General features: G+C 62.0%; 21 protein-coding genes. 18 read left to right on the top strand and 3 right to left on the bottom strand.

All coding sequences use genetic code 11. The features are described from left to right. Positions 1-9: 9 nt before the first annotated feature. The 14 genes from ftsL to lpxC all read left to right on the top strand — a co-directional run bounded on the left by ftsL (position 10) and on the right by lpxC (position 16574). Positions 10-327 (top strand): cell division protein FtsL, encoded by a 318-nt coding sequence (gene ftsL / locus HF027_RS07335; protein WP_168014302.1) that lies wholly within the window; start codon positions 10-12, stop codon positions 325-327. Then, a complete protein-coding gene (locus HF027_RS07330) occupies positions 324-2051 on the top strand; it encodes a peptidoglycan D,D-transpeptidase FtsI family protein (RefSeq protein ID WP_168014300.1) in 1728 nt (575 codons plus the stop codon). The genes ftsL and HF027_RS07330 overlap by 4 nt, the downstream gene beginning before the upstream one ends. Before the next feature lie 15 nt (positions 2052-2066). Beyond that, a complete protein-coding gene (locus tag HF027_RS07325) occupies positions 2067-3590 on the top strand; it encodes a UDP-N-acetylmuramoyl-L-alanyl-D-glutamate--2,6-diaminopimelate ligase (protein ID WP_168014299.1) in 1524 nt (507 codons plus the stop codon). Next, positions 3587-4957, top strand: coding sequence for a UDP-N-acetylmuramoyl-tripeptide--D-alanyl-D-alanine ligase (locus HF027_RS07320; protein WP_168014297.1), 1371 nt, complete (start codon positions 3587-3589; stop codon positions 4955-4957). The genes HF027_RS07325 and HF027_RS07320 overlap by 4 nt, the downstream gene beginning before the upstream one ends. A 9-nt stretch (positions 4958-4966) precedes the next feature. Continuing rightward, entirely contained in the window at positions 4967-6049 is a 1083-nt protein-coding gene (mraY, locus tag HF027_RS07315; protein WP_168014295.1) for a phospho-N-acetylmuramoyl-pentapeptide-transferase, read from the top strand. Further along, positions 6049-7431 carry a UDP-N-acetylmuramoyl-L-alanine--D-glutamate ligase gene (murD, locus tag HF027_RS07310; RefSeq protein ID WP_168014293.1) on the top strand — a complete coding sequence of 461 codons (1383 nt, stop codon included), beginning with the start codon at positions 6049-6051 and terminating at the stop codon, positions 7429-7431. Before mraY ends, murD begins: the two co-directional genes overlap by 1 nt. After that, on the top strand, positions 7428-8636 hold the full coding sequence (gene ftsW, locus HF027_RS07305; RefSeq protein WP_168014291.1) for a putative lipid II flippase FtsW: 1209 nt from the start codon (positions 7428-7430) through the stop codon (positions 8634-8636). Before murD ends, ftsW begins: the two co-directional genes overlap by 4 nt. A gap of 29 nt (positions 8637-8665) precedes the next feature. Next, a complete protein-coding gene (gene murG, locus HF027_RS07300) occupies positions 8666-9724 on the top strand; it encodes an undecaprenyldiphospho-muramoylpentapeptide beta-N-acetylglucosaminyltransferase (protein WP_245184586.1) in 1059 nt (352 codons plus the stop codon). A gap of 40 nt (positions 9725-9764) precedes the next feature. After that, a complete protein-coding gene (murC, locus tag HF027_RS07295; RefSeq protein ID WP_168014385.1) occupies positions 9765-11177 on the top strand; it encodes a UDP-N-acetylmuramate--L-alanine ligase in 1413 nt (470 codons plus the stop codon). Next, positions 11174-12136: a D-alanine--D-alanine ligase gene (locus HF027_RS07290; RefSeq protein WP_245184580.1), complete on the top strand. Its 963-nt coding sequence runs from the start codon at positions 11174-11176 to the stop codon at positions 12134-12136. Before murC ends, HF027_RS07290 begins: the two co-directional genes overlap by 4 nt. 6 nt (positions 12137-12142) lie before the next feature. Then, the gene (locus tag HF027_RS07285) at positions 12143-12853 is read left to right on the top strand and encodes a cell division protein FtsQ/DivIB (protein WP_168014287.1); all 711 of its coding nucleotides are present in this window, start codon (positions 12143-12145) and stop codon (positions 12851-12853) included. Positions 12854-13066: 213 nt separating this feature from the next. Then, positions 13067-14338, top strand: a complete 1272-nt coding sequence (gene ftsA, locus HF027_RS07280) for a cell division protein FtsA (protein WP_136255373.1) — start codon at positions 13067-13069, stop codon at positions 14336-14338. 33 nt (positions 14339-14371) lie between these two features. Beyond that, positions 14372-15547, top strand: coding sequence for a cell division protein FtsZ (gene ftsZ, locus HF027_RS07275; RefSeq protein WP_168014285.1), 1176 nt, complete (start codon positions 14372-14374; stop codon positions 15545-15547). Between the two features lie 115 nt (positions 15548-15662). After that, positions 15663-16574, top strand: coding sequence for a UDP-3-O-acyl-N-acetylglucosamine deacetylase (lpxC, locus tag HF027_RS07270; protein ID WP_168014283.1), 912 nt, complete (start codon positions 15663-15665; stop codon positions 16572-16574). A gap of 226 nt (positions 16575-16800) precedes the next feature. Here the strand turns inward: lpxC and HF027_RS07265 are convergent, their stop codons facing one another. Continuing rightward, positions 16801-17262: a DUF721 domain-containing protein gene (locus tag HF027_RS07265; RefSeq protein ID WP_168014281.1), complete on the bottom strand. Its 462-nt coding sequence runs from the start codon at positions 17260-17262 to the stop codon at positions 16801-16803. A 64-nt stretch (positions 17263-17326) separates the two neighbouring features. Here HF027_RS07265 and HF027_RS07260 point away from each other — a divergent pair, with 64 nt between their 5' ends. The 4 genes from HF027_RS07260 (at position 17327) to HF027_RS07245 (ending at position 22812) form a co-directional block, all read left to right on the top strand. Continuing rightward, a complete protein-coding gene (locus tag HF027_RS07260) occupies positions 17327-17674 on the top strand; it encodes a hypothetical protein (protein ID WP_168014279.1) in 348 nt (115 codons plus the stop codon). Between the two features lie 91 nt (positions 17675-17765). Further along, on the top strand, positions 17766-20507 hold the full coding sequence (gene secA / locus HF027_RS07255) for a preprotein translocase subunit SecA (protein WP_168014277.1): 2742 nt from the start codon (positions 17766-17768) through the stop codon (positions 20505-20507). A 54-nt stretch (positions 20508-20561) separates the two neighbouring features. Next, entirely contained in the window at positions 20562-21785 is a 1224-nt protein-coding gene (gene argJ, locus HF027_RS07250; protein WP_168014275.1) for a bifunctional glutamate N-acetyltransferase/amino-acid acetyltransferase ArgJ, read from the top strand. A 79-nt stretch (positions 21786-21864) separates the two neighbouring features. Beyond that, the gene (locus tag HF027_RS07245; protein ID WP_168014273.1) at positions 21865-22812 is read left to right on the top strand and encodes a Nudix family hydrolase; all 948 of its coding nucleotides are present in this window, start codon (positions 21865-21867) and stop codon (positions 22810-22812) included. 191 nt (positions 22813-23003) lie between these two features. Here the strand turns inward: HF027_RS07245 and HF027_RS07240 are convergent, their stop codons facing one another. Both HF027_RS07240 and HF027_RS07235 read right to left on the bottom strand, forming a co-directional pair. Continuing rightward, positions 23004-23918, bottom strand: coding sequence for a carbon-nitrogen hydrolase (locus HF027_RS07240; RefSeq protein ID WP_168014271.1), 915 nt, complete (start codon positions 23916-23918; stop codon positions 23004-23006). A gap of 4 nt (positions 23919-23922) precedes the next feature. Beyond that, positions 23923-24993: an agmatine deiminase family protein gene (locus HF027_RS07235; RefSeq protein ID WP_168014269.1), complete on the bottom strand. Its 1071-nt coding sequence runs from the start codon at positions 24991-24993 to the stop codon at positions 23923-23925. Positions 24994-25057 lie beyond the last annotated feature (64 nt).

Below are 25057 nucleotides of genomic sequence, written 5' to 3'. Positions count from 1 at the left end.
AGGAGCGACATGAGCCAGGGACGAGTCTGGATGCCGGGCCTTGAGGCGAGCCCTCGCCCAAGCCTGCGTCTGGTGCTAGTGGTGCTGTTGATCATCGCCGCGTTGGCGAGTGCTGTGGCCGTTACCACGACCAGTCATTTGACCCGCGAACAGTACGCCCGCCTTCAGCAACTTGAGCGCGAGCAGAACCAGCTGCAGACCGAGTGGGGGCAGCTCCTCCTCGAGGAGAGCACTTGGTCGAGCCCGGCACGGATCGAAAGGCTTGCCAGTGATCGGTTGGAAATGCACTTGCCGGATATCGAGCGTGTGGAGGTGATTGAGCCATGAGTACGACTCAGCGCCGCTCCGCTACGCCACGTCGTCCGCCTCCCGGCGCACCTTTGGGTGTCTTCCGTTATCGGTTGATGCTGGGGCTGATCCTGCTGGCCTTGTGCCTGCTCGGTGCGCGTATTGTCTACTTGCACGTGATCGACCGCTCCTTCTTGCAGGGACAAGGTGATGCCCGCACCCTTCGCGTGGAACCGATAAGCGCTCACCGGGGCATGATCACCGACCGCAACGGCGAGCCATTGGCCATCTCCACCCCGGTCGTCAGCCTATGGGCGAACCCTGAGGAATTGCCGCCAGATGACATTCAGCGTCTGGTGTTGGCGCGCGCCCTGGATATGGACCTGGACGATCTTAATGCCCGCATTGCGCGTTATTCTGAGCGTGAGTTCATGTATCTGCGTCGTCAGATGACACCCGCCGATGCTCAGGAGATTCTCGACCTCAACCTGCCGGGTATCTATCGTCAGCTCGAATATCGTCGCTATTATCCATCGGGCGAGGCCTCGGCGCAGCTGATTGGCGTGACCAACGTCGATGATCGCGGACAGGAAGGCCTCGAGCTCGCCTACAACAACTATCTGTCCGGGACGCCGGGCAAACGCCGCGTGCTCAAGGATCGTCGCGGTCGCCTGGTGCGCGATCTGCACTTGCTCAAGGAGGCGGACCCGGGTGGCGATCTGGCGCTAGCCATCGATCAGCGGCTGCAGTACATGGCGTATCGAGAACTCAAGGCGACCGTCCAAGAGCGCAATGCTGATGGTGGCACCCTGGTCATGATGGATGCCCGCAGCGGCGAGGTGCTGGCGATGGCCAACCAGCCCTCCTATAACCCCAACAACCGCGCCGGCCTCGAACCAGGCAGCCTGCGTAACCAAGCCATCGTCGATGTCTTCGAGCCCGGCTCGGTGATCAAGCCGCTGGCCATGTCAGCGCTGTTGGAAACCGGCAAGTTTCCGCCCGATACAGTGGTTGATACCTCGCCAGGCTGGATGGTGATCGATGGCTATACCATCAAAGATATCGCCAATTATGGCAAGCTAACGCTCTCTGGGATTCTCGAGCATTCTTCCAATATCGGAATGTCCAAGTTGACCATGCAGCTGGATAAGCCGTTAGTCGCCGAGCGTTACCGAGCACTGGGGTTTGCTCAGTCACCAGGGACCGGCTTCCCGGGAGAAGCCACTGGCAGCGTGCCATCGCCGCAGGTTTGGTCGAGCAGCGCCTGGGCGGCACTGTCCTACGGCTATGGTTTATCAGTCTCGGCTTTGCAGCTCGCCAGCGCCTACACTGCCATCGCCAATCACGGTGAACGCCTGCCACCCTCGCTGTTGCGGCTCGACAATCCTCCACCCGGGGAACCGGTTATTCCTTCTGGGATAGCTGACCGAGTACTCGACATGATGGACCAGGTGGTGGCTCCGGGGACAGGCGCCCGACGTGGCCTGGTGCCAGGCTATCGGGTGGCCGGCAAGACCGGTACAGTGCGCAAAACCGGAGGCTCGGGCTACCAAGAGAATGCCTACCGCTCGCTCTTTGTGGGGATTGCCCCCGTCTCTGACCCGCGTATCGTCACTGTCGTCATGATCGATCACCCCCGAGGGGAGGACTACTATGGCGGTCTGGTCGCGGCGCCGGTGTTCTCGACGGTCGTCGGCAATGCCCTGCGTCTGCTCGATGTGCCGCCTGATCAGAATACGCTTTCATCCGCCGACGCCCCTTGATTCCAGGAGAAACGCATGCAGGTTGAGAATTCGCGCCTCCTAGCCAGCCTAGAGGCCTTCTGGCCCGGCGTCACTGCCGCGCTTGCCGACACACCTGAAGGCCCACGACGGTTGGTACAGGACAGTCGCCTCGTAAGGCAGGGCGATGTCTTCATCGCCCTGCCTGGACTCCATGTCGACGGCCGAGATTACTTGGCTCAAGCGCTTGAGGCCGGTGCTGCGCTGGTGCTTTGTCATGCGGATGCCGATTCACCTTCCCATGCTGAGGCCGCTGACCCGCGGGTGCTGATGCTGAATGGCCTTGCTGACTGCGTGGGGGAACTTGGTCGCAGCGTGTTTCAGGTGCCTGAGAAGCAGCAGCTGATTGGCGTTACCGGCACCAACGGCAAGAGTTCGGTGACCCACTACCTGGCGGCGCTGAGCGAGGCTATTGGCCGCCCCTGTGGGCTCATTGGCACCCTGGGCAGTGGTCGTCCGGGCGCGCTTGTGGAGAGCGGCTTGACCACACCGGGCCCCTTGGCACTGCAGGAGAGTCTGGGTGAGATGGCGGCCCAGGGACTAGACCGAGTGGCCATGGAGGTGTCGTCCCATGCACTCGCTCAGCAGCGCCTTGAGGGGTGCCGGGTGCAGGCGGCGGTCTTTACCAACCTGACCCGTGACCACCTGGACTATCACACCGGGATGGCCGACTACGCCGCCGCCAAGGCAAAGCTTTTCAAGCGCGCGGAGCTCGAGCTCGCCGTGGTCAATGGTGATGACTCTCTGGCACGGTTGATGCTGGCCGGACTGCCCAGGGGGGTCAGGGTGTTGGCGACAGGCGAAGGCGAGGCTACCACTTTTCGCGTTCTCGATTGGGAGCCGCTCCCCGACGGTCAGCGCGCCTTGATCGCGAGCCCCGATGGCGAGTTTGCGCTGGCGCTGTCCCTGATGGGGCGTTTCAACCTCGATAATGTGCTGCTGGCCATGGCCACGCTCTATGGTCTCGGCGAGTCCCTCGAGGATATCAGCGTGGCGGCGGGGCAGTTGGCTCCGGTGCCTGGGCGCATGCAGCCGCTTTCCCGGTCTGGCCAACCAGCGGTGGTGGTTGATTACGCCCACACGCCGGATGCCTTGGACAACGCGCTGATGGCATTGCGAGCGCATCTGGGGGCAGCGGGCCAGCTTTGGTGCCTCTTTGGTTGTGGCGGCGAACGCGATCGCGGCAAGCGGCCGCTGATGGCGCGTGCAGCCGCCGCTCGCGCTGATCGGCTGGTGATTACCGATGACAACCCGCGAGGGGAGGATCCTGCCTCGATTCGGGATGAGGTGTTGGCAGGCCTCGAGCCGGCCGAGCGCGATAGCGCCTGGTGCATCGATGGGCGTCGTGCCGCGATTCGTGCCTGCCTTGAGGCCGCTGGTCCGGAGGATCTGGTGCTGATCGCGGGCAAGGGTCACGAGGCCTATCAGGAGATCGATGGTGTGCGTCATGATTTTTCCGATGCCGACGAAATCGACAAGGTCCTCGATGCCCTCGAGGCGGCAGCGGAGTCACGTTCATGAGTGGTGTGGGCCTTGAGACACTGGGGGAGCTTGCCGAGCTGCTCGGCACTGCCTGCCCGGGTGATTTCTCATCGCCTGTCTTGGGCATCACCACCGATACGCGTGCGCTGACGCCGGGCCAGGTGCTGATAGCATTGGTCGGCGAGCGCTTCGACGCCCACGATTACCTGGCCAAGGCACGTGAGGCCGGGGCACTTGCCGCGGTAGTGTCGCGCCCCGTCGAGGATCCGCTGCCACAGCTCGTGGTGCCCGACACTCGCCTGGCCCTGGGCGTGCTTGCCAAGGCACGCCGCCAGGCCTGGGGTGGCCCCTTGGTTGCTATCACCGGCAACAGCGGCAAGACCACGGTCAAGGAGTTGCTTGCCACTCTGCTGGCGGCAGATGGTAAGGGGCTCGCGACTCGCGGCAACCTCAACAACGACATCGGTGCACCCCTGACCCTGCTGGGGCTGGCTGCCGAGCATCGCCATGCGGTGCTTGAGCTCGGTGCCAACCATGTCGGCGAGATCGCCTGGACGACGTTGCTGGCCGCGCCGCAGGTGGCGGTCATCACTAACGTGACCGGCGCCCATGTCGGTGAGTTTGGTGACACGGGGCGCATCGCTCAGGCCAAGGCCGAAATTCTTGCTGGCCTCGCCGCCGATGGGGTGGCGGTGCTTAATCGCGACGATGTCTTCTATCCGCTATGGTGCCGGCTGGCTGAGCCGCATGAGGTGCTGGATTTCGGCTTCGCGGAGGGAGCCCGGGTCCGTGCAGTCGACCCGGTCTGTGATGGCGAGGGGCGCTATGCGTTTGCGCTTCATGTCGATGGCCGCTCACTGGGGCGTGTTCAGCTTGGCCTGCTTGGCCGGCACAATGTGGCCAATGCTCTGGCTGCTGCCGCAGCCGCTCTCGCCATGGGGCTGGACGAGGCCTCTTTGATGGCGGGTCTGTCGGCAGCGGCGCCGATGCCCGGGCGCCTGATGGTGGTGCCGGGAATCCGCGATTCACGTTTGCTCGACGATACGTATAATGCCAACCCCGGAGCGGTGAAAGCGGCAATAGATCTGCTGGCCGAACTACCGGGCCCCCGCTGGTGCCTGCTGGGGGCCATGGGCGAATTGGGATCGGCGTCCGATCAGTTACATGCCGACATCGGACGTCATGCGCGGGAACGAGGTATCGACTTTCTTGGCACTCTGGGTGCGCCGGCCGTGCCGGCCAGTCAGGCCTTCGGCGAAGGCGGGTGTCATTTCAACGATTGGCAGGCGCTCGCGCGCCATGCCCACAACCATCTTCCGTCCGGGGCCAGTGTACTGGTCAAGGGCTCGCGCAGCGCCGGCATGGAACGCTTGATTGCCGAGCTGCGCCTGGATGCATCAAGGTGAACGCAACCCATGCTGCTTTTTCTCGCCGAAATACTGTCGCACTACAATAACGCCTTCAATGTCTTCGGCTACCTGACCCTGCGCATGATCCTGGGGACATTGACGGCTCTGCTGCTGTGTCTGTGGTTGGGACCGATGATGATTCGCCGCCTGGTCGAGCGCCAGATCGGTCAGGCGGTGCGTGATGACGGTCCCCAGTCACACCTGTCCAAGGCCGGCACGCCGACCATGGGCGGGGCGATGATCCTGATGGCGATGGCCGTCAGTACGCTATTGTGGGGCGATCTGACCAACCATTACGTATGGATCGTGCTTGGCGTCACTCTGGGCTTCGGTGCCATTGGCTGGGTCGATGATTTCCGCAAGGTGGTCGAGAAGAACCCACGTGGCCTGCCAGCGCGGTGGAAGTACTTCTGGCAATCGGTAATCGGGCTGGGAGCTGCGGTGCTGCTCTACCTGACCGCGGCGAGCCCGGTCGAGACCAGTCTGATCGTCCCGCTGTTCAAGGGGGTGGTGATACCGCTGGGGCTGTTCTTCGTGGTGCTGACCTATCTGGTGATCGTGGGTAGCTCCAATGCCGTCAATCTCACCGATGGCCTGGATGGCCTGGCGATCATGCCCACCGTGCTGGTGGCCATGGGGCTCTCCGTATTTGCCTACGCTAGCGGCAACACGGTCTTCGCCGAATACTTGCATATTCCGCTGATTCCCGGCGCCGGCGAGCTGGCGGTGTTCTGCGGTACCATCGCCGGTGCCGGTCTTGGCTTTCTTTGGTTCAACACCTACCCGGCTCAGGTCTTCATGGGCGACGTGGGGGCCCTGGCCCTGGGTGCTGCCCTCGGCGTGGTGGCGGTGATCGTGCGCCAGGAGATCGTGCTGTTCATCATGGGCGGGGTCTTCGTCATGGAAACGGTGTCGGTGATCCTGCAGGTGGCTTCCTACAAGCTTACCGGTCGGCGCATCTTTCGCATGGCGCCCCTTCACCACCACTTCGAGCTCAAGGGCTGGCCCGAGCCGCGGGTCATCGTGCGCTTCTGGATCATTACCGTGGTGCTGGTGCTGATGGGTCTTGCGACGCTGAAGGTTCGCTGATGGTCGCTGTCCCCGAGGGGGTGACGCTGGTGGTGGGGCTTGGCGTATCGGGCCGCGCCATTGCGCGTCATCTGTCGCGACTGGATGTCCCCTTCATGATCGCGGATACGCGTTCGTCACCGCCCGGTCTTGACGAGATTCGAACCCAATACCCTGAGGTGGCGATTCACTGCGGCCCGCTCGATGGCTTGGATATGTCGGCGGCCAGAGAAGTCGTCTTGAGCCCCGGTGTGGATCCCAAGACACCAGGCTTGCCGTCACTTGCGGCTATCGATGATGAGGGCCGGCCGCGCCTGGTTGGCGAAATCGCACTCTTCGTGCGTGCCTGTCGTGCCCCCATTGCCGCCATTACCGGCTCCAACGCCAAATCTACCGTAACCACGCTACTCGGCGAGATGGCCAGCGAGGCCGGTCGCCATGTCGCCGTCGGGGGGAATTTGGGCACGCCGGCGCTGGATTTGTTGGCCGATATGCCCGATGCCGAGCTCTATGTGCTTGAACTATCCAGCTTCCAGCTCGAGACCACGCCCTGGCTGGGTGCCGAGACGGCAGCCTTTCTCAATCTCTGCGATGATCACCTGGATCGTCATGGTGATCTGGCGGGGTATCGCGCCGCAAAGCTTGGCATCTTCCGCGGCGCGGCTCATGGCGTGGTCAACGCCGATGACCCCATGACCTGGCCGGCAACGACTCTACCGGCGCTGGATCGCTTTACCACCCAAGCCCCCGATGAGGGCGACTGGGGCATTGCGGGGCATGATGATGGCCAGGGCGATGTGCCTTGGCTGATGCGTGGCAAGATCCCGTTGATGCCGGCCAGTGCCGTGCGCCTGCCCGGGCGTCACAATCAGGCCAATGCCCTGGCCGCGATGGCCATGGGCGAGCGCTTGGGACTGCCGCTGTCCTCGATGCGCGCCGTGCTCGAGCGCTTTCAGGGGCTTGCCCACCGTGGTGAGCTTGTCGCCAAGGTGAACGATATCGCCTGGATCAATGATTCCAAAGGCACCAATGTCGGGGCGACACTGGCGGCCATCGAAGGCCTGGGGCCGACGCTCGAGGGGCGTTTGGTGCTGCTGGCCGGTGGTGTGGGCAAGGGCGCCGATTTTACGCCCCTGGCGAAACCGCTTTCGCGCTATGCCCGCGAGGTCGTGGTATTTGGTGCCGATGCAAAGCGTCTGGCCACTGCCGTGGAGGAGGGCGTGGCGGTGACCCGGGTCGATGATCTCGTGGCTGCGCTTGTGCGGGCTCGGGCCATTGCTCTGCCGGGCGATGCTGTTCTGTTGTCACCGGCCTGCGCCAGCCTCGATCAGTTTCCTCACTACATGGCCCGCGGTGATGCCTTTCGTGACTGGGTAAGTGAGACGCTGAAGGAGAAGACATGAAGAGGCTGAGCGAACGTCTGTCTACCGCTCACCAGCCTTTCGATGGTTGGCTACTGCTGTCGGCCCTGACCCTGATGCTGGTGGGCTGGGTGATGGTGACATCAGCCTCCACCGAGGTGGCATCGGGGCTTACCGGCAACCCCTTCTATTTTAGCATCCGGCATGGCTTCTTCGTGCTGTTGGCGATTGCGCTTGGCTATGCGGTGCTTTGGGTGCCCATCGGTTGGTGGCGGGTCAATGGCCTCTTGCTGCTGGGGGTGGCCATCTTTCTGCTGGTACTGGTGCTGATTGTCGGTCGTGAGGTCAACGGCAGCACTCGCTGGCTATCCATTCCCGGTGTGCCTGTCAACCTTCAACCCTCCGAGATCGCCAAGCTGTGCCTGATTGCCTATATGGCGGGCTATCTTGAGCGCTTTTTGCCGTTGGTGCGCAAGACCTGGGGGGCTTTCCTGCGGCCGCTGTTGGTCACGGGTGTGCTCGCCGCGCTGCTGATTCTCGAGCCTGACTATGGCTCAGTGGTCGTCATGACCGGCTGTGTGATGGGCATGTTGCTGATGGCCGGTGCGCCGATGTGGCGTTTCCTGTTACTGCTGTTGCTGCTTGCCGCGCTAGGCGCGCTGCTGGCGGTCGCCGAGCCCTACCGCATGGCGCGCCTGACCAGTTTTTCCGACCCCTGGGCGGATCAGTTTGCGAGCGGTTATCAGCTGACTCAGGCACTGATCGCCTATGGCCGTGGGCATTGGTTCGGGCTGGGGCTGGGCAACAGTGTGCAGAAACTCTTCTATCTGCCCGAGGCGCATACCGACTTCGTGTTTGCGGTGATCGCCGAGGAACTCGGGCTGGTGGGTGCCATGGCGGTGGTCGGGCTTTTTGCCCTGCTGGTCATTCGGGCAATGGCGGTAGGGCGGCGTGCGGAACTTGCCAAATTGCCGTTTGCCGCTTATCTCAGCTACGGTATCGCCCTGATCATCGGCGGCCAGGCCTTCATCAATATCGCCGTGAGTACCGGGATGTTGCCGACCAAGGGGCTGACGCTTCCGCTGCTGAGCTATGGCGGTTCGAGCCTGGTGGTCAGTGCCGTCATGGTGGCGCTGTTGCTGCGGGTCGATATCGAGACCCGCCAGGCAGCCCGTCGGTCGCAACCTGCAGCTCCCAAGACGGCGCGCACCAAGACACCGACCCGATCGCAGGGAGAGCGAGCGTGAAAGAATCCAACCTAGAGCGGGTGCTGATCATGGCCGGTGGCACCGGGGGGCACGTGATCCCGGCGCTGTCGCTGGCGCGTGGCCTCGAAGCCCGCGGTGTGCGCGTCGAATGGCTGGGTAGCCCTCGGGGCATCGAAAACCAATTGGTTCCAGAGGCCGGCATCCCCCTGCATCGCATCGATGTGGCTGGTCTGCGCGGTAACGGGGCGGCCGGTTGGCTTTCGACGCCCTGGCGACTAAGCCGTGCCATCTGGCAGGCTCGCGGCGTGATGGCCCGCTTCAACCCCGATCTGGTGGTCGGCATGGGCGGCTTCGCCAGCGGCCCTGGCGGCCTCGCGGCCTGGCTGACGCGTCGTCCGATACTGATCCACGAACAGAATGCTGTGGCTGGCATGACCAACAAGGCCCTCGCGCGCCTTGCGCGGCGGGTCTATGCCGCCTTTCCTGGTGCCTTCCCGCGGGGAGCAGAAGTGATAGGCAACCCCGTGCGCCCCGAGATCGCCGCTCTGGGTGAGACGCCCCGCGAGGAAGCCACGATGAATCACCGGCCGCTGCGCCTGTTGGTGGTGGGGGGTTCTCTGGGGGCCAAGGCGTTGAACGATTACCTGCCTACAGCACTTGCCAAGCTCGCCCCGGAAAAGCGCCCCGAGGTGCGGCACCAGGCCGGCCGTGACAAGGACGCGGCAACTCGTGAGGCGTATGCGGCGCAGGAGGTGACGGCTGAGGTCAGCGCCTTCATCGATGATATGGCCAGCGCATACGACTGGGCGGATCTGGTGGTCTGTCGCGCCGGGGCGCTGACGGTGGCGGAGCTTGCTGCGGCCGCGAAACCGGCGCTGCTGGTGCCTTACCCGCATGCGGTGGATGACCACCAGACGGCCAATGCCCGGGTGCTGCTGGATGTCGGCGCCGGCGAACTGATGCCTCAGGCCGAAATTACGTCGTCCGCGCTTGCTGCGCGGCTCGAGGCGATTTTGGTGCCCAATACCCTAGCCATCATGGCAAGCCGCGCCCGGGCTAATGCCCGCTTGGACGCCGTCGATCGCCTGGTGGCTGGCTGCATGGAGATAGACAGTGAAATATCGTAAGCAATCCCCGCTGGCCGGCGGCGATGTCCGTGGCCCTGGCATGCGGCGTATCCGGCGCATTCATTTCGTCGGCATCGGCGGTGCTGGCATGTGTGGCATCGCTGAGGTGTTGGCCAATCAGGGGTATCAGGTCAGCGGTAGCGATCTAAAGGAATCGCCGGTGGTCGCCCATCTGCGCCAGTGCGGGATTCGCGTAGCGCTTGGGCATGCTGCCGAAAACGTTGAGACGGCCGATGTGGTGGTCGTCTCGACCGCTGTCGACCCGGCCAACCCGGAGATTCGCTGGGCCCAGGAGCACCGGGTGCCCGTGGTGCGCCGCGCCGAGATGCTTGCCGAACTGATGCGCTTTCGCCACGGCATTGCCGTGGCCGGCACCCATGGCAAGACAACGACGACCAGCATTGCCTCGACGCTACTCGCCGAGGGTGGGCTTGACCCGACCTTTGTGATTGGCGGCAAGCTGACCAGTGCCGGCACTAACGCACGGCTCGGCGAGGGCGATTATCTGGTCGCTGAAGCCGATGAGTCGGATGCGTCCTTTTTGCACCTGCAGCCGATGGTGTCGATTGTGACCAATATCGACGCCGATCACATGAGCACCTATGGCGGTGATTTTGAGCGGCTCAAGGACACCTTCGTCGAATTCCTTCACAACCTGCCGTTCTATGGGCTCGCCGTGCTGTGCCTCGACGACGATAACGTGCGGGGGCTGCTGGACCGGGTGCATCGTCAGTTTGTGACGTATGGCTTCAACGAGGACGCCGATTACCGTATTACCGAGTTCGTGCAGGATGCCGGTGAAGTGCGCTTTACCGCACTGCGCCCCGATGGCCAGCCGCCCCTCGAGGTGCGTCTTGCCATGCCGGGCGAGCACAATGCCCTCAACGCCCTGGCGGCGATCGCGGTGGCCTGCGATGCAGGTGTTTCAGATGCCGCCATCCTGAGCGGTCTGGCGAGCTTTGCAGGCGTCGGGCGTCGCTTCCAGGTACATGGCGACTTCAAGGCCCCTGATGGCGAGGGCGAGGTGATGCTGGTCGATGATTACGGCCATCATCCGCGTGAGGTGGACATGGTGATCCGTGCGATCCGCGCTGGCTGGCCCGAGCGGCGTCTGGTGATGGTCTACCAGCCGCATCGCTATTCGCGCACGCGTGATCTTTACGAGGACTTCGTGCGTGTGCTGTCGGGTGTCGATACCTTGGTACTGCTGGACGTCTATGCGGCCGGTGAGACGCCAATTCCTGGCGCCGAAGGCAAGACGCTGGCCGGTTCGATTCGCCAGCGTGGTCTCGTCGATCCGCTATTCGTCGAGCACAAGTCGGAACTGCCGGCTCTGCTCAAGCGCATACTGCGCCCCAACGATATACTGATTACCCAGGGCGCTGGTGACGTTGGCGGCATCGCCCTGGGGCTTGCCGAACAACGCCTCGAGCTCGATAAGGTGTCGCTATGACGGATGATGCAATGATGATGAGCGAGAGTGTCAGGCCTGAGCGGTATGGCCGAGTGGTAGTCGTCTATGGGGGCACATCCGCTGAGCGAGAAGTGTCGCTGATCAGCGGCAGTGCCATCCTTGCCTCTCTCAAGCGCAGTGGCGTCGACGCCATAGGCTATGACCTGGCCCTCAGTGGCTTGGCCGGCTTGCAGGCGCTGGCCCCGGACCGGGTCTTCATCGCCCTGCATGGCGGTGTGGGGGAAAACGGCACGCTTCAGGGGGCGCTGTCACTGCTTGAGATTCCTTTTACCGGCAGCGGCGTGCTGGCCTCTGCGCTGGGCATGGATAAACAGCGTACCAAGGCGATATGGCAGAATGCCGGGCTTCCCACGCCTGAGAGCCTGACACTCGATGCTACCGCTGACTGGCATGGCGTCTGCCGTTCGCTGGGGCTGCCGCTGATCGTCAAGCCCGTGCATGAGGGCTCGACGCTGGGCATCACCATTGTCGATAGTCCCGAGGCTCTCGAAGCAGCCTATCGCGATGCAGCGCGATTCGATGCGGCCGTGATGGCCGAACGCTTCGTCAAGGGGCCCGAATATACGGTGTCGCTGCTCGGAGACAGTGTACTGCCGGCGATACGGGTCGAGGTTCCCAGCGGCTTCTATGACTATGAAGCCAAGTATCTCTCCGACGAGACCCTCTACCATCTGCCTTGCGGGCTCTCCCCAGAGGATGAAAAGGCCCTGGGTGATTTGAGTCGTCGCTCTTTCCAGGCTATCGGGGCCGAGGGCTGGGGGCGCGTCGATGTGATGCGTGATGCTGAAGGGCGCTTCTGGCTGCTCGAGGTCAACACCGTGCCGGGCATGACCGATCACAGCCTGGTCCCGCAAGCGGCGGCCTACGCCGACATCGATTTTGACACCCTGGTGCTTCGCATCCTCGATAGCAGCCTCGCTGCCGCGCAGGAGTCGTAACCGGCAATGGAACGCACCCGAGGGCCCTGGCTTGGTCTCATTCTGCTCATGGTACTGCTGGTGGCCGGTGGCCGCGTGCTGTGGCTCTGGCTGGACCGCCCCATTGAGCGGGTCTCGATCCGGGGTGATCTTGAACTCGTCAGTGCCGATTACCTGCGCGAGCAGTTGGCACCGCTGGTAGAAGGGCAGTCCTGGCTGGCGCTTGATCTTGGCGAGCTACGTCAGCGGGTCAGAGATATTGGCTGGCTGGCCGAGGTCCGTGTGTCACGTCAATGGCCGGATGCGCTGACGCTGGAGCTTTTCGAGCAGCAGCCGGTGGCGCGCTGGCATGATGACGAGTTGCTCAACCCTCGCGGTGAGCCCTTTGCCTTTGGCTCGGTTGCCCCTCCAGAGGGGCTTCCTGACTTGGCCGGTCCAACGGGCAGTGGCGCCGAAGTCCTGGCCTATTACGACCGCCTGCAGCGACACTTTGCTGCGCTGGGCGTGACGGTTCGTCAGTTGCGCCTTGAGCCTCGGGGGGCCTGGCGCCTGCAGCTTGATAGCGGTGTTTGGATCATGTTGGGGCGCAGCGATCGTGATGCACGGCTCGCACGACTCGAGGCAGCTTGGCGGCGGCAATTGGGGAGTGAAGCGTCGCAAATTCGCTACATCGACCTGCGCTACCCGAATGGTGTGGCGGTTGCCTGGCACGGTGAGACGGCTCCGGTCGAGCCATGAGGAATGCATGACAACGGGTACCTTTTTTCGATGCAGCTCCCGTCACGTGGGAGTTCAGGGTGTTTCTTTTCAGAAAAAAACCGCTTATTGTGTGCGATGTTTTTATGCTGGGGTGGTGAAAGTAGGGAAGTTGTTCCTATAATTGTCCCAATATATATTTTATGCGGATTCACGGATGATCATCCGAACAGTTTCTAGGAGTATTCCCGACCCATGGCAGGACATTCCAACGCTTCTAATATGGTAGTCGGGCTGGATATCGGAACATCCAAGGTGGTGGCGATTGTCGGTCAGCCCAGCGATGATGGTGGCATTGAAATTGCCGGCATCGGTTCGCACCCCTCGCGGGGCATGAAGAAGGGGGTCGTGATCAACATCGAATCGACTGTCCAGTCGATTCAACGCGCCGTTGAAGAAGCCGAGTTGATGGCCGGCTGTGATATTCATTCGGTTTATGTGGGTATCGCCGGAAGCCACATCAGTTCGATGAATTCCGACGGCGTGGTCGCCATCAAGGACCGGGAAGTATCGTCATCTGATATTGAGCGCGTGATCGATTCAGCCCGGGCGAGGGCGATATCCGAAGGGCAGCGTGTGCTGCATGTGTTGCCTCAGGAATTTGCCATCGACACCCAGGAGGGCATTCGTGAGCCGCTGGGTATGTCGGGTGTTCGCCTGGAGGCCCGCGTTCATCTGGTCACGGCGGCGCTCAATGCCGTGCAGAATATCGAGAAATGCGTGCGTCGCTGTGGCCTGGAAGTCGACGACATCATTCTCGAGCAACTGGCATCAAGCCATGCGGTGCTTACCGAGGACGAACGTGAGCTCGGGGTTTGCATGGTGGATATTGGTGGCGGAACGACCGACATCGCGGTCTTTACTGAGGGGGCCATTCGCCATACGGCGGTGATCCCCATCGCCGGCGATCAGGTCACCAATGATATCGCCATGGCCTTGCGGACGCCGACGCAGTATGCCGAGAACATCAAGGTCAAGTATGCTTGCGCGCTGACGCAGTTGGCCGCAAGCGATGAAATGATCAAGGTACCGAGCGTGGGCGACCGTCCCGCCAGGGACCTGTCACGACAGGCGCTGGCTGAGGTGGTGGAGCCTCGCTATGAAGAATTGTTTACGCTGGTCCGCGAAGAGTTGCGTCGCAGCGGATTCGAAGACCTGGTCGCCGCTGGCGTAGTGTTGACCGGAGGCACCTCGCGCATGGAAGGCGTGGTCGAGCTGGCCGAAGAAATCTTCCACATGCCTGTGCGTATCGCCTGCCCGCAGAATGTTCGTGGGCTTGCCGATGTAGTCAGAAACCCGATTTATTCAACAGGAGTCGGTTTGCTACATTACGGAATGCGTGATGCCAGGCAGGGGCAGGGCCGGGTCGTTTCGGCGCAGCCGAAGAGGGAGGACGTCTCCCGGGGACTCAAGGAAGCGATGCCGGCCATAGACAGAATCAAAGGCTGGTTCAAAGGAAATTTCTGATACGGGCCGCATGCGGTCCAGGAGACGGGGCATATGTTCGAACTGGTTGATAACGCACCCTCAAGCAGCGCGGTCATCAAAGTGGTTGGAGTCGGTGGTGGCGGTGGTAATGCCGTCAATCACATGGTCGAGAGCAGCATCGAGGGCGTGGAGTTCATCTGTGCCAATACCGACGCTCAGGCTCTCAAGCGGGTCGCCGCCAAGACCGTTCTCCAATTGGGTAGTGAGATTACCAAAGGCCTGGGCGCGGGTGCCAATCCCGAAGTGGGTCGCCAGGCAGCAATGGAAGATCGTGAACGCATCGCCGAATTGCTGGAAGGTGCTGACATGGTGTTCATCACCGCCGGTATGGGCGGTGGTACAGGCACGGGTGGTGCACCGGTCGTCGCGCAGGTAGCCAAGGAACTTGGCATCCTGACGGTTGCCGTGGTGACTCGCCCCTTCCCCTTCGAAGGGCCCAAGCGCATGCGTGCGGCCGAAGAGGGAATGAAGGAGCTCTCCGAGCATGTTGACTCGCTGATCACCATCCCCAACGAGAAGCTGCTGTCGGTGCTTGGCAAGAGCGCTACCCTGTTGACGGCCTTCAGCGCTGCCAATGATGTCCTGCTGGGTGCCGTTCAGGGTATTGCCGAGCTCATCACCAGTCCTGGCATCATTAACGTCGACTTTGCCGACGTGCGTACCGTGATGTCCGAGATGGGTATGGCGATGATGGGGACCGGTGGTGCGACCGGTGAGAACCGTGCGCGTGAAGCGGCCGAGAAGGCTATTCGCAGCCCGTTGCTCGAGGACATCGACCTTCACGGTGCCCGCGGTATCCTGGTCAACATCACGGCCGGTCCCGACCTGTCCATTGGCGAGTTCAATGATGTCGGTGCTACCGTCCAGGAGTTTGCCTCTCAAGATGCCACCATCGTGGTGGGTACCTCCATCGACATGGAAATGTCGGATGAGCTTCGCGTCACCGTGGTGGCAGCGGGTCTCGATGGTCGTGCGCCCAAGACGGCGACTGCACCGCGAGAAGCAGCTGCATCGCGCCCCGAGGCCACAGATTATCGCACCCTGCAGCAACAGCCAGCGGTAGCGCGTCAGCAGGCCGCCAAGACGGCCGATCAGGAGGCCGCCAAGACACGCTCCGATCAGCGCCGTAACAAGGATATGGACGACTACCTGGATATCCCGGCATTCCTGCGCCGCCAGGCCGATTGAAGCAATCTATTGTTGACATAGGGTGCGCCGGGGTGATTTTTCTTTGTTGAAACGGGCGTTCGCTGGTATAGTGAACACCGTTTGATAACTACATGTCACGGCTCGGCGAATGCCCATGATTAAACAACGTACTCTCAAGAACACGATCCGCGCCACAGGCGTGGGTTTACATTCGGGTGAAAAGGTCTGTCTGACCCTTCGCCCGGCGCCTGCGAATACCGGTGTCATTTTCGTGCGTACCGATCTGAGCCCTGAGGTTCAGATTCCGGCCAGCGCCAATCTCGTTACCGATACCTCCTTGTGCACGGCGCTGTCACAGGGTGGCGTCAAGGTGGCCACGGTCGAGCACCTGATGTCGGCTTTTGCCGGTCTGGGCATCGATAACGTCTTTGTTGAGCTAAGTGCTGGTGAAGTGCCCATCATGGATGGCAGCGCGGGCCCCTTCGTCTTCCTGATTCAGTCGGCGGGTATCGAAGAACAGGCCGCGGCCAAGAAGTTCATTCGCATCAAGCGCGAAGTGGTGGTGCGCGATGGCGACAAGGAAGCCATTTTTCTCCCGCACCATGGCTTCAAGGTCTCCTTCGCCATCGATTTTGACCATCCTGTGTCGGAGCTGCGCGACCAGATGGCCGTCGTGGACTTTTCGACCACGTCTTTTGTCAAGGAAGTCTCCCGGGCGCGTACCTTTGGTTTCATGCGTGACCTGGAGTTTCTGCGCGCTCAGAACCTGGCGCTGGGCGGCAGCCTGGATAACGCAGTGGTGGTCGATGACTATCGAATCGTCAATGAGGGCGGCCTGCGTTACGACGATGAGTTCGTCAAGCACAAGGTGCTGGATGCCATTGGTGATCTCTACCAGCTTGGTCACAGTCTTATCGGCGAGTTCCGTGGCGTGAAGTCAGGCCATGCGCTCAACAACCAGCTTTGCCGCGCCATGCTGGCTCAGCCGGATGCCTGGGAGCTGGTGACCTTCGAGGATGCCAACCAGGTCGCCCCCATTTCCTACGCCTCACCCGCCATGGCTTGATATAGCCGGGGCTGCGCCCCTTCGCCGAGTTGTCGTCATGGAGGTCATTTCCGTGATTGGCACTATATCTTGACGCCGTTTCCTCTTCTGGAAGCGGCGTTTTTTTGTTTGGGGGCTTCTCTAGTGCTTTTCTGGTACTTCCGCTGTTTTCTTTCAAGGCAGATGGGGGTTGGCGTGCCAGGCGTGAAAGATTGAGGCGGCAGGTCAACAACTGAGGTGCGGTCGGCTAGCCCTGTTCGTCGGCATGAGACGCCAGGCGCTCGAGGGCGCGTTTCAATCGCGGGTCTTCTGTATCCTCGGCGCAGCTGGCGATTTCGCCAGCGGCACTGGTCGACAGTCGCCGGCTATGCCGTGGCGGGGCCTTCGGGGGGCGGACCGGGCGAACCTTTAGTGTAAACCCCAGTACGGCCTCGAACTCTGGCTGTTGTCTCAGTAGATCCAGCAGTCGGGGCTGTTCGTAACGAAGCCAGGTCAGCCAGACCGCTCGGTCAGTAATCAGGGTAAGTTTGCCATCCCGGTAGCCGCCCACGAACACATGCTCGCGTACCTCGAGCGGTAGGTGTTCACGAAGCACTGTCTGGGCTTTGTCGATCAGGCTCGCCATGCGCATCAGGCCACCAAGCTCGCCGCGGCCGCCGAGCAGCGACGTGACGGGCTGGGCGCGGAAACGCTTAACCTTTATACTCATGGGCTGCACTTTTAACGCCAATTGATAATCGGCAATCTACCATGCCCGCGAGTACTCCAACAGCATGAATGGCTCTTCCTATGCCAGCCCAGGTCGGCCCGCCGATACGGTTTCGCGCCGTCGCACCCGCTGGTGGCTGGCGGGGTTGCTGGTGGGCTGTCTGCTGCCCGCCGGTCTGGCGCAGGCCGATGGCGTCAGGTTGGTCGAGCGGGTGGTGCAGATCTGCTGGCTGGCGCCGGCGGTCATCCGCGCGGAAAGCCGCCGTCAGGCGAGTCAACGACGTTGGAGGCCCAAGCGCCATTGGCGTCCCCGCCGGTCATCGATCACGCCCCTGCCACGCAATGATCTGCGGGTCCCCGCTGCCGCTCATGATGTATTAACTCGTCGCGGTCCGCCTTCTCCAATCGTCTGACATACCCGCCTGTTGGGTAGACATGGGGCGCAATCACCTGCTCGGGGTACTGCTGCCTTAATTGGGATACTTGGTAGAGAACGGACGTTTCATGATCAATAACTTATTACGCAAAGTGGTGGGTTCCAAGAACGATCGCGAGGTCAAGCGCCTAGGCAAGGTCGTTGAAAAGATCAATGCCATGGAAGCGGATTTCGAGACCCTCGATGATGCCAGCCTACAGGCCAAGACCCGCGAGTTTCGCGATCGTCTAGCGGCAGGGGAAACGCTCGATGCGTTGCTGCCCGAAGCGTTTGCAGTGGTGCGTGAGGCCAGTAAACGCGTCATGGGCATGCGCCATTTCGATGTTCAGATGATCGGTGGTCTGGCGCTGAACACGGGTCGCATTGCCGAGATGAAGACCGGTGAGGGCAAGACGCTGGTGGCGACATTGGCCGTGTATCTGAACGCACTGCCTGCCAAGGGCGTTCATGTCGTCACGGTCAACGACTACCTGGCCCGGCGCGACGCCGAGTGGATGCGCCCGCTCTATGAGCGCCTGGACCTGACGGTCGGGTCCATCTATTCGGGGCAGGACGGTGACGACAAACGCCAGGCCTATGCCTGTGATATCACCTACGGCACCAACAACGAATTCGGCTTTGATTACCTGCGCGATAACATGGCCTTCTCGCTTGAGGACAAGGTCCAGCGAGGTCTGCACTATGCGATCGTCGATGAAGTCGACTCCATCCTCATCGATGAAGCGCGCACGCCGCTGATCATCTCCGGCCCGGTGGAAGAAAACACCGAGCTCTACAAGGTGATGAACCGTCTGTCTGCCGACTTGGTGCGTGGCGAGCAGAGTGAAGATGATGAGGTGCCGCCCGATGGTGATTTCGTTCTCGATGAGAAGCAGAAACAGGTCGAAATCACCGAAGAAGGTCACCATAAGGTTGAGGCGCTGCTGAGGAGTGAAGAGCTTCTTGGTGAGGATGAGTCGCTATATGCGGCCCAGAACCTCAATCTGCTTCAGCACATGCATTCCGCTTTGCGGGCGCGGCACCTCTACCAGCGCGATGTCGACTACATCATCGATGATGGCCAGGTGGTCATCGTCGACGAGCACACGGGGCGCAGTATGCCCGGCCGTCGCTGGTCCGAGGGTCTGCACCAGGCCGTCGAGGCCAAGGAAGGGGTCACCGTGCAGCGCGAGAGCCAGACGCTGGCCTCGACCACCTTCCAGAACTATTTCCGTCTTTACGAGAAGCTCGCCGGCATGACCGGCACCGCCGATACCGAGGCCTTCGAATTCCGCCAGATCTATGGCCTGGATGTGATGGTGATCCCGACTAATCGGCCGTTGATCCGTCGGGACCAGAATGACCTGGTCTATCTGACCGGCGAGGAGAAGTTCGAGGCGATCATCAAGGATGTGCAGGCCGAGACCGAGGCGGGTCGCCCGGTATTGGTGGGTACCGCTTCCATCGAGACATCCGAGTATCTGGCCGAACTGATGCGCAAGGCGGACATGGCCTTTAGCGTGTTGAATGCCAAGCAGCACCAGAGCGAGGCACAGATCATTGCCCAGGCCGGTCGTCCCGGTGCGGTGACCATCGCCACCAACATGGCCGGCCGCGGTACCGACATCATGTTGGGCGGTAGTTGGGAGGCCGAGGTCGCCGAACTCGATCATCCCGATGAGGCCGCGGTGCAGGCCATCAAGGATGCCTGGCAGGAACGTCACGATGCCGTGTTGGCCGCCGGTGGCCTGCATGTCATCGGCTCCGAGCGCCACGAGTCGCGCCGCATCGACAATCAGCTGCGAGGCCGTTCGGGTCGTCAGGGCGACCCCGGTTCGACCCGTTTCTTCCTGTCACTGGAAGATAACCTGATGCGCCTGTTCGGTTCCGACCGGGTTCAGCGACTGATGCAGGCGCTGGGTCTCGAACGAGGCGAGGCCATCGAACACAAGATGGTTTCCAATGCCGTCGAGCGCGCCCAGAAGAAGGTCGAGGGACGCAACTTCGATATCCGCAAGCAGTTGCTCGAGTACGATGACGTGGCCAACGACCAGCGTCGCGTGATCTACGAGCAGCGCAACGACATTCTCGAGGCCGAGGATGTCTCCGAGAACGTGTTGGGGATTCGCACCGAAGTGATGGATGAGGCCATCAGTGGTTTCGTGCCGCCGCAGAGCCTACCTGAGCAGTGGGATCTGGCGGGACTCGAGACGCACCTCAAGGCCGAGTTCAACCTTGATACGCCGGTGACCCAATGGTCGGCCGAGGATGCTCGACTCAGCGAGGAGCAGCTGCGCGAGCGCCTGCATGAGGCACATCGCAAGCTGTATGAGGACAAGGTGGCTGCCGTCGGTGAGCCATTGATGCGGCGTTTCGAAAAGCAGGTGATGCTCCAGGTGCTGGACACCCGCTGGAAAGAGCACCTCCAGTCGATGGACCACCTGCGTCGTGGCATTCACCTGCGCGGCTATGCCCAGAAAAACCCCAAGCAGGAATACAAGCGTGAAGCCTTTGAACTCTTCCAGGGGCTGCTTGGCAACATCAAATCCGACATCACCCGCATCCTGAGCCATGTTCAGGTGCACCGTCAGGAAGAAGTCGAGGAGCTTGAACAGCAGCGGCGTGAAACCTTGGCCCGCGAGCAGGCTGGCGTCGCCACTCGGCATGACGAAGCCACAGCGAGCACTGCTGAAGCGTCAGCCGACCAGCCAGCGGCAGAGGGTGCTGACGGGCGGCCGGTACGGCGTGAAGGCCCCAAAGTCGGCCGCAATGATCCCTGTCCCTGCGGCTCCGGCAAGAAGTACAAGCAGTGCCACGGCACACTGAGCTGATAGAGGCCGGCGGCGTGAAGCGCCGCCGGCCTGCCACGAACGAGGAGTAGATGCATGGCAGTGGGTGAAGCGGTCTTTCCGCAGATGCCGGTGATAGAAGGGCTGCGCCTGGGCACCACCAGTGCGGGTATCAAGAAACCGGGGCGTCGCGATCTGGTGGTAATCGAGGTGCCTGAGGGGGCAAGTGTCGCTGGTACTTTCACCCTCAATGCTTTCTGCGCGGCGCCGGTACAGGTAGCCAAACGCCATCTGGCGGCCCGTTGTGAAAAGGACCTGGCACCGCGTTATTTCGTGATCAATACCGGCAATGCCAATGCGGGTACCGGGGCGCTTGGCCTGCGCGATGCCATCTCTAGCTGTGACGAGCTGGCACGTCTGACCGGCGTCGAGGGCGAGGCGGTATTGCCGTTCTCCACCGGCGTGATCGGCGAGCCGTTACCCATGGAGCGCTTGCTGGGGGCACTGCCTCAGGCACTTGAGGCACTGAGTGAAAACGGCTGGGACGCCGCTGCCGAGGGTATCCTGACCACCGATACGCGTCCCAAGGGTGCCACGCGTACGATCACCATCGATGGCGAGACGGTGACCATCGCCGGTATCAGCAAGGGGTCGGGCATGATCCAGCCCAACATGGCGACCATGCTTGGGTTCGTGGCCACCGACGCCGCTATTTCTCAGGCGCGGCTTGAGTCGTTGTTGCAAGACGGCGTTGGCCGTTCTTTCAACTGCATTACCGTGGACAGCGACACTTCCACCAACGATGCCTGCATGCTGGTGGCCACGGGCCGTGGTCCGAGAATCGAAAGCAGTGCGGCCCTCGAGGCGTTTCGTGTTGCGCTCGATGAGGTATTGGTCGAGCTGGCGCAGGCGATTATCCGTGATGGTGAGGGAGCGACCAAGTTCGTGACCCTCGATGTCGAAGAGGCCACCTCTCGCCGGGAAGCCCTGGACGTGGCCTTTACAGTGGCACATTCACCACTGGTCAAGACCGCCCTGTATGCCTCTGATGCCAACTGGGGCCGTATTCTGGCTGCTGTCGGGCGTGCGCCCGTCGAGAACTTCGACGTTGAGCGTATCGTCATCGACCTGGGCGATGTGCGCCTGGTCGAAGAGGGTGGCCGTGCCGCCGGCTACACGGAAGAAGCCGGCAGTGACGTGATGGCGAGGGAAGATATTCGCATCCGCATTCGTCTGGGACGCGGGGAGGCCAGCGCCACTGTCTGGACCTCCGACCTGTCCCATGACTATGTCTCCATCAATGCCGATTATCGCAGCTAGGTCTGACTGGTTGTCGCCATGGCGCGCCTGGGCGCGTCATGGGTTACGCGTTCTTCATGTTTGAAAGGTAATACACACAATGGTCAAGAGAAGGGTACATGTGGCTGCCGCCGCCATCGTCAGCGAGGATAAGGTTCAGGTGTTGATCGCCCGCCGCCCCTCCAATGTCGATCAGGGCGGCCTGTGGGAGTTTCCTGGCGGCAAGCTGGCCCCCTATGAAACTGGCTTCGAGGCCCTGAAGCGCGAGCTGCATGAGGAGCTTGGCGTCGAGATTCATCGCGCTCAGCCGCTGATTCGGGTGAATCACGAATATCCCGACAAGCATATTCTGCTCGATGTGTGGCAGGTCCATGCCTTCGCCGGCGAACCGTTCGGCCGCGAGGGTCAGGCCGTGCGCTGGGTCAACAAGGAAGACCTCTTCAACTATCCCTTCCCGGCGGCCAACTTGCCGATCCTGCGGGCGGTGATCCTGCCCACCGAGTGTCTGATCACCGGCGAAGAAGACGACGACGATGTTTTCTTCACCAAGCTCGAGCGGGCATTGGTCGAGGATCAGGTGCGTCTGGTGCAGCTGCGTGCCAAGCAGCTCGATCGGAAAGCGTATCTGGCCCGCGCCGAAGGGGCTCTGGCGCTGTGCCGCAAGCATGGTGCTCGCCTTCAGCTCAATGGCGAGCCCGAGCTTTTGCATGAGATCGACGCTGATGGCATTCACCTGACCAGCGAGCGATTGATGAACCTCGAGCGTCGCCCGCTGGCTCAGGGCAAGTGGCAGTCGGCCTCGACTCACAATCAGGAACAGCTGGATCAGGCTGGCCGCATCGGTTGCGACTTCGTGACGCTGTCGCCGCTACGCACCACGCCGACCCACCCTGAGACGGCGCCGCTTGGCTGGCACGATTTTCAGCAACTGGTCGAAACGGCTGCCATGCCGGTTTTCGCGCTGGGGGGCATGACGCGCCACGATGCCAACCACGCCCGCGGCGTGGGATCCCAGGGGATCGCCTCGATTCGTGACTTCTGGAAGTAACTCTGGTCTCAAGTAAGACTCAGTCGGCCTACGCCTGAAGCTCAGTTCTTGTTTAAGGGCTTGCTTCAGGGTTGATTGCGCTCAGTTGGCGATAGCCAGTTGTCGAGTGCCAAAAACAAACGCCCCCGCCAGGATGCCTGGCGGGGGCGTTTGTTTGATCGGGCGCGGTGTAGCTCCTGGTGCCTGGGCGTTTAGTCCCTGAAGCGCCGCGTCAGGTCGCCGTAAGCATCAATGCGGCGGTCGCGGAGGAAGGGCCAGATACGACGGGTGTCCTCGGCACGATCCATGTCGACCTCGACCAGCAGTCGCTGGCTTTCTTCGCCGGCATGGGCCAACAGCTCGCCTTGGGGGCCGCAGATGAAGCTGCCACCCCAGAAGTCGATACCCTGACTGATGCCGCTGAGATCGGGTTCGTGGCCGACGCGATTGGCGACCACGACCGGCAGGCCGTTAGCTACCCCATGCGCGCGCTGGATCAGGGTCCAGGCATCTTTCTGACGGATCTTCTCATCGGCCTCATCCGAGGGCGTCCAGCCGATGGCGGTGGGGTAGAGTAAAAGCTCAGCACCGGCGAGCGCCATCAGTCGGGCCGCTTCCGGGTACCATTGATCCCAGCAGACGAGAAGGCCCAGACGCCCCACTGAGGTGTCGATGGGGGCGAAGCCGCCCAATGGCTCAAGGGCGTTGACGCCTTCGGCATCTCCCGGGGTGAAATAGAACTTTTCATAGAAGCCGGGATCATCGGGTATGTGCATCTTGCGGTAGTGTCCAACGGCTCCTTGCGCCCGGTCATAGACCACGGCGGTGTTGTGGTAGAGCCCGGCGGCTCGCCGCTCGAACAGCGAGCCCACCAGCACGATGTCGAGTTCGGCGGCCAGCGCGGCCAATCGGCGGCCGGTGGGGCCATCCAAAGGCTCGGCCAGGTCGAAGACGGCCGGGTCTTCGTACTGGCAGAAATAGTGACTGGCATGCAGTTCCTGGAGCAACACAAGCTCTGCGCCTTCTGCCGCAAGCGCGCGGACACCCGCCTCGGTTTCGTTCAGGCTCTTGGTCTTGTCGGGCCAGGCCTGCTGTTGGACCAGGCCAACGGTGAGCGTCTTGTTCATATGATCACTCCTGAAGGTCGTCGGCGTCGTCAAAGAGAGAGGCACTCAGGCTACCCTTGGGCAGCTGCATGGTCAGGCAGTGCAGGCTGCCGTGCTGGCGGATGACCTCGCGACAATCGATGGGGATCAGATCGCGCTCGGGAAAAGCCGTTGCCAGGGCGCTAAGCGCCACGCTATCAGCCGCATCGCCATAGGTCGGCACCAGTACGGCACCGTTGATGATCAGAAAATTGGCGTAGGTGGCTGGCAGGCGATGGCCGTCTTCGGGGTCGCAGCAGGGTCGCGGCCAGGGCAGGGCGATCAGCCGGTACGGCGTGCCGTCAGCCTGTCGCAATGCTCTCAGCTCATCTTCCATGGCGGCCAGTGCTGCGTAATGAGTGTCCGTGGGGTCGTCACAGCGCACGTAGGCGATGGTCTGTGGGTCACAGAAGCGTGCCAGGGTGTCGACATGACTATCGGTATCATCGCCCTCCAGGTGCCCATGTGCGAGCCACAGTACGCGATGCGCGCCGAGATCTTCGGCCAGCCGTGACTCTATCGCCGCCCGGTCGAGTGTCGGGTTGCGGTTCTCGTTGAGCAGGCAGGCTTCAGTGGTCAGAAGGGTGCCCTGACCATCGCTCTCGATGGCGCCACCTTCGAGGATCCATTCACGGGAGATGAGAGGGACGGCGAACACACCCTGCTCCGCCAGGGCCTGGTTCAGGGCGTTATCCTGCGTGGCGGGAAACTTGCCCCCCCAACCGGTAAAGCGATAGTCCAGAAGGGTGAGGTGTCCGTCGCGCTCGATGCCAATGGGGCCATGATCCCGTGCCCAGGTGTCATCGCTTGATACGACACGGAGACTAAGCCGGGTACCAGGCACGCCGAGTTGCTTAAAGGTCGCCGCAAGGCGCGTACGGGTGGCGTCATCGGCCACACTGATCAGCACGCCTTGATAGCGGGCGATGGCGATCACCATGTGCTCGAGTGTGGCTTCGATACGTGACAGCATGGAGGCCCAGTCGCTGTGAGCACTCGGCCAGGTCAGTTGCACGGCATCCTGTGGGTGCCATTCGGGGAACAAGCGGTTAGCCATCGCAGTCTTCTCACGGGTATGCTCGTCGGGGCCTTGCCCCGGGGACGGCGCAATGTAGGGGCAG

Origin of the sequence: Halomonas salinarum, assembly GCF_012062845.1 — a bacterium.
In the GTDB taxonomy this organism is placed as follows: domain Bacteria; phylum Pseudomonadota; class Gammaproteobacteria; order Pseudomonadales; family Halomonadaceae; genus Onishia; species Onishia salinarum.
This window is presented reverse-complemented; position numbering and strand designations above follow the sequence as displayed.

What these genes read in the sequence shown, in the direction of transcription:
- ftsL (WP_168014302.1), top strand. Translation starts at nt 10, where the DNA reads ATGAGCCAGGGACGAGTCTGGATGCCGGGCCTTGAGGCGAGCCCTCGC.
- HF027_RS07330 (WP_168014300.1), top strand. Translation starts at nt 324, where the DNA reads ATGAGTACGACTCAGCGCCGCTCCGCTACGCCACGTCGTCCGCCTCCC.
- HF027_RS07325 (WP_168014299.1), top strand. Translation starts at nt 2,067, where the DNA reads ATGCAGGTTGAGAATTCGCGCCTCCTAGCCAGCCTAGAGGCCTTCTGG.
- HF027_RS07320 (WP_168014297.1), top strand. Translation starts at nt 3,587, where the DNA reads ATGAGTGGTGTGGGCCTTGAGACACTGGGGGAGCTTGCCGAGCTGCTC.
- mraY (WP_168014295.1), top strand. Translation starts at nt 4,967, where the DNA reads ATGCTGCTTTTTCTCGCCGAAATACTGTCGCACTACAATAACGCCTTC.
- murD (WP_168014293.1), top strand. Translation starts at nt 6,049, where the DNA reads ATGGTCGCTGTCCCCGAGGGGGTGACGCTGGTGGTGGGGCTTGGCGTA.
- ftsW (WP_168014291.1), top strand. Translation starts at nt 7,428, where the DNA reads ATGAAGAGGCTGAGCGAACGTCTGTCTACCGCTCACCAGCCTTTCGAT.
- murG (WP_245184586.1), top strand. Translation starts at nt 8,666, where the DNA reads ATGGCCGGTGGCACCGGGGGGCACGTGATCCCGGCGCTGTCGCTGGCG.
- murC (WP_168014385.1), top strand. Translation starts at nt 9,765, where the DNA reads ATGCGGCGTATCCGGCGCATTCATTTCGTCGGCATCGGCGGTGCTGGC.
- HF027_RS07290 (WP_245184580.1), top strand. Translation starts at nt 11,174, where the DNA reads ATGACGGATGATGCAATGATGATGAGCGAGAGTGTCAGGCCTGAGCGG.
- HF027_RS07285 (WP_168014287.1), top strand. Translation starts at nt 12,143, where the DNA reads ATGGAACGCACCCGAGGGCCCTGGCTTGGTCTCATTCTGCTCATGGTA.
- ftsA (WP_136255373.1), top strand. Translation starts at nt 13,067, where the DNA reads ATGGCAGGACATTCCAACGCTTCTAATATGGTAGTCGGGCTGGATATC.
- ftsZ (WP_168014285.1), top strand. Translation starts at nt 14,372, where the DNA reads ATGTTCGAACTGGTTGATAACGCACCCTCAAGCAGCGCGGTCATCAAA.
- lpxC (WP_168014283.1), top strand. Translation starts at nt 15,663, where the DNA reads ATGATTAAACAACGTACTCTCAAGAACACGATCCGCGCCACAGGCGTG.
- HF027_RS07265 (WP_168014281.1), bottom strand. Translation starts at nt 17,262, where the DNA reads ATGAGTATAAAGGTTAAGCGTTTCCGCGCCCAGCCCGTCACGTCGCTG.
- HF027_RS07260 (WP_168014279.1), top strand. Translation starts at nt 17,327, where the DNA reads ATGAATGGCTCTTCCTATGCCAGCCCAGGTCGGCCCGCCGATACGGTT.
- secA (WP_168014277.1), top strand. Translation starts at nt 17,766, where the DNA reads ATGATCAATAACTTATTACGCAAAGTGGTGGGTTCCAAGAACGATCGC.
- argJ (WP_168014275.1), top strand. Translation starts at nt 20,562, where the DNA reads ATGGCAGTGGGTGAAGCGGTCTTTCCGCAGATGCCGGTGATAGAAGGG.
- HF027_RS07245 (WP_168014273.1), top strand. Translation starts at nt 21,865, where the DNA reads ATGGTCAAGAGAAGGGTACATGTGGCTGCCGCCGCCATCGTCAGCGAG.
- HF027_RS07240 (WP_168014271.1), bottom strand. Translation starts at nt 23,918, where the DNA reads ATGAACAAGACGCTCACCGTTGGCCTGGTCCAACAGCAGGCCTGGCCC.
- HF027_RS07235 (WP_168014269.1), bottom strand. Translation starts at nt 24,993, where the DNA reads ATGGCTAACCGCTTGTTCCCCGAATGGCACCCACAGGATGCCGTGCAA.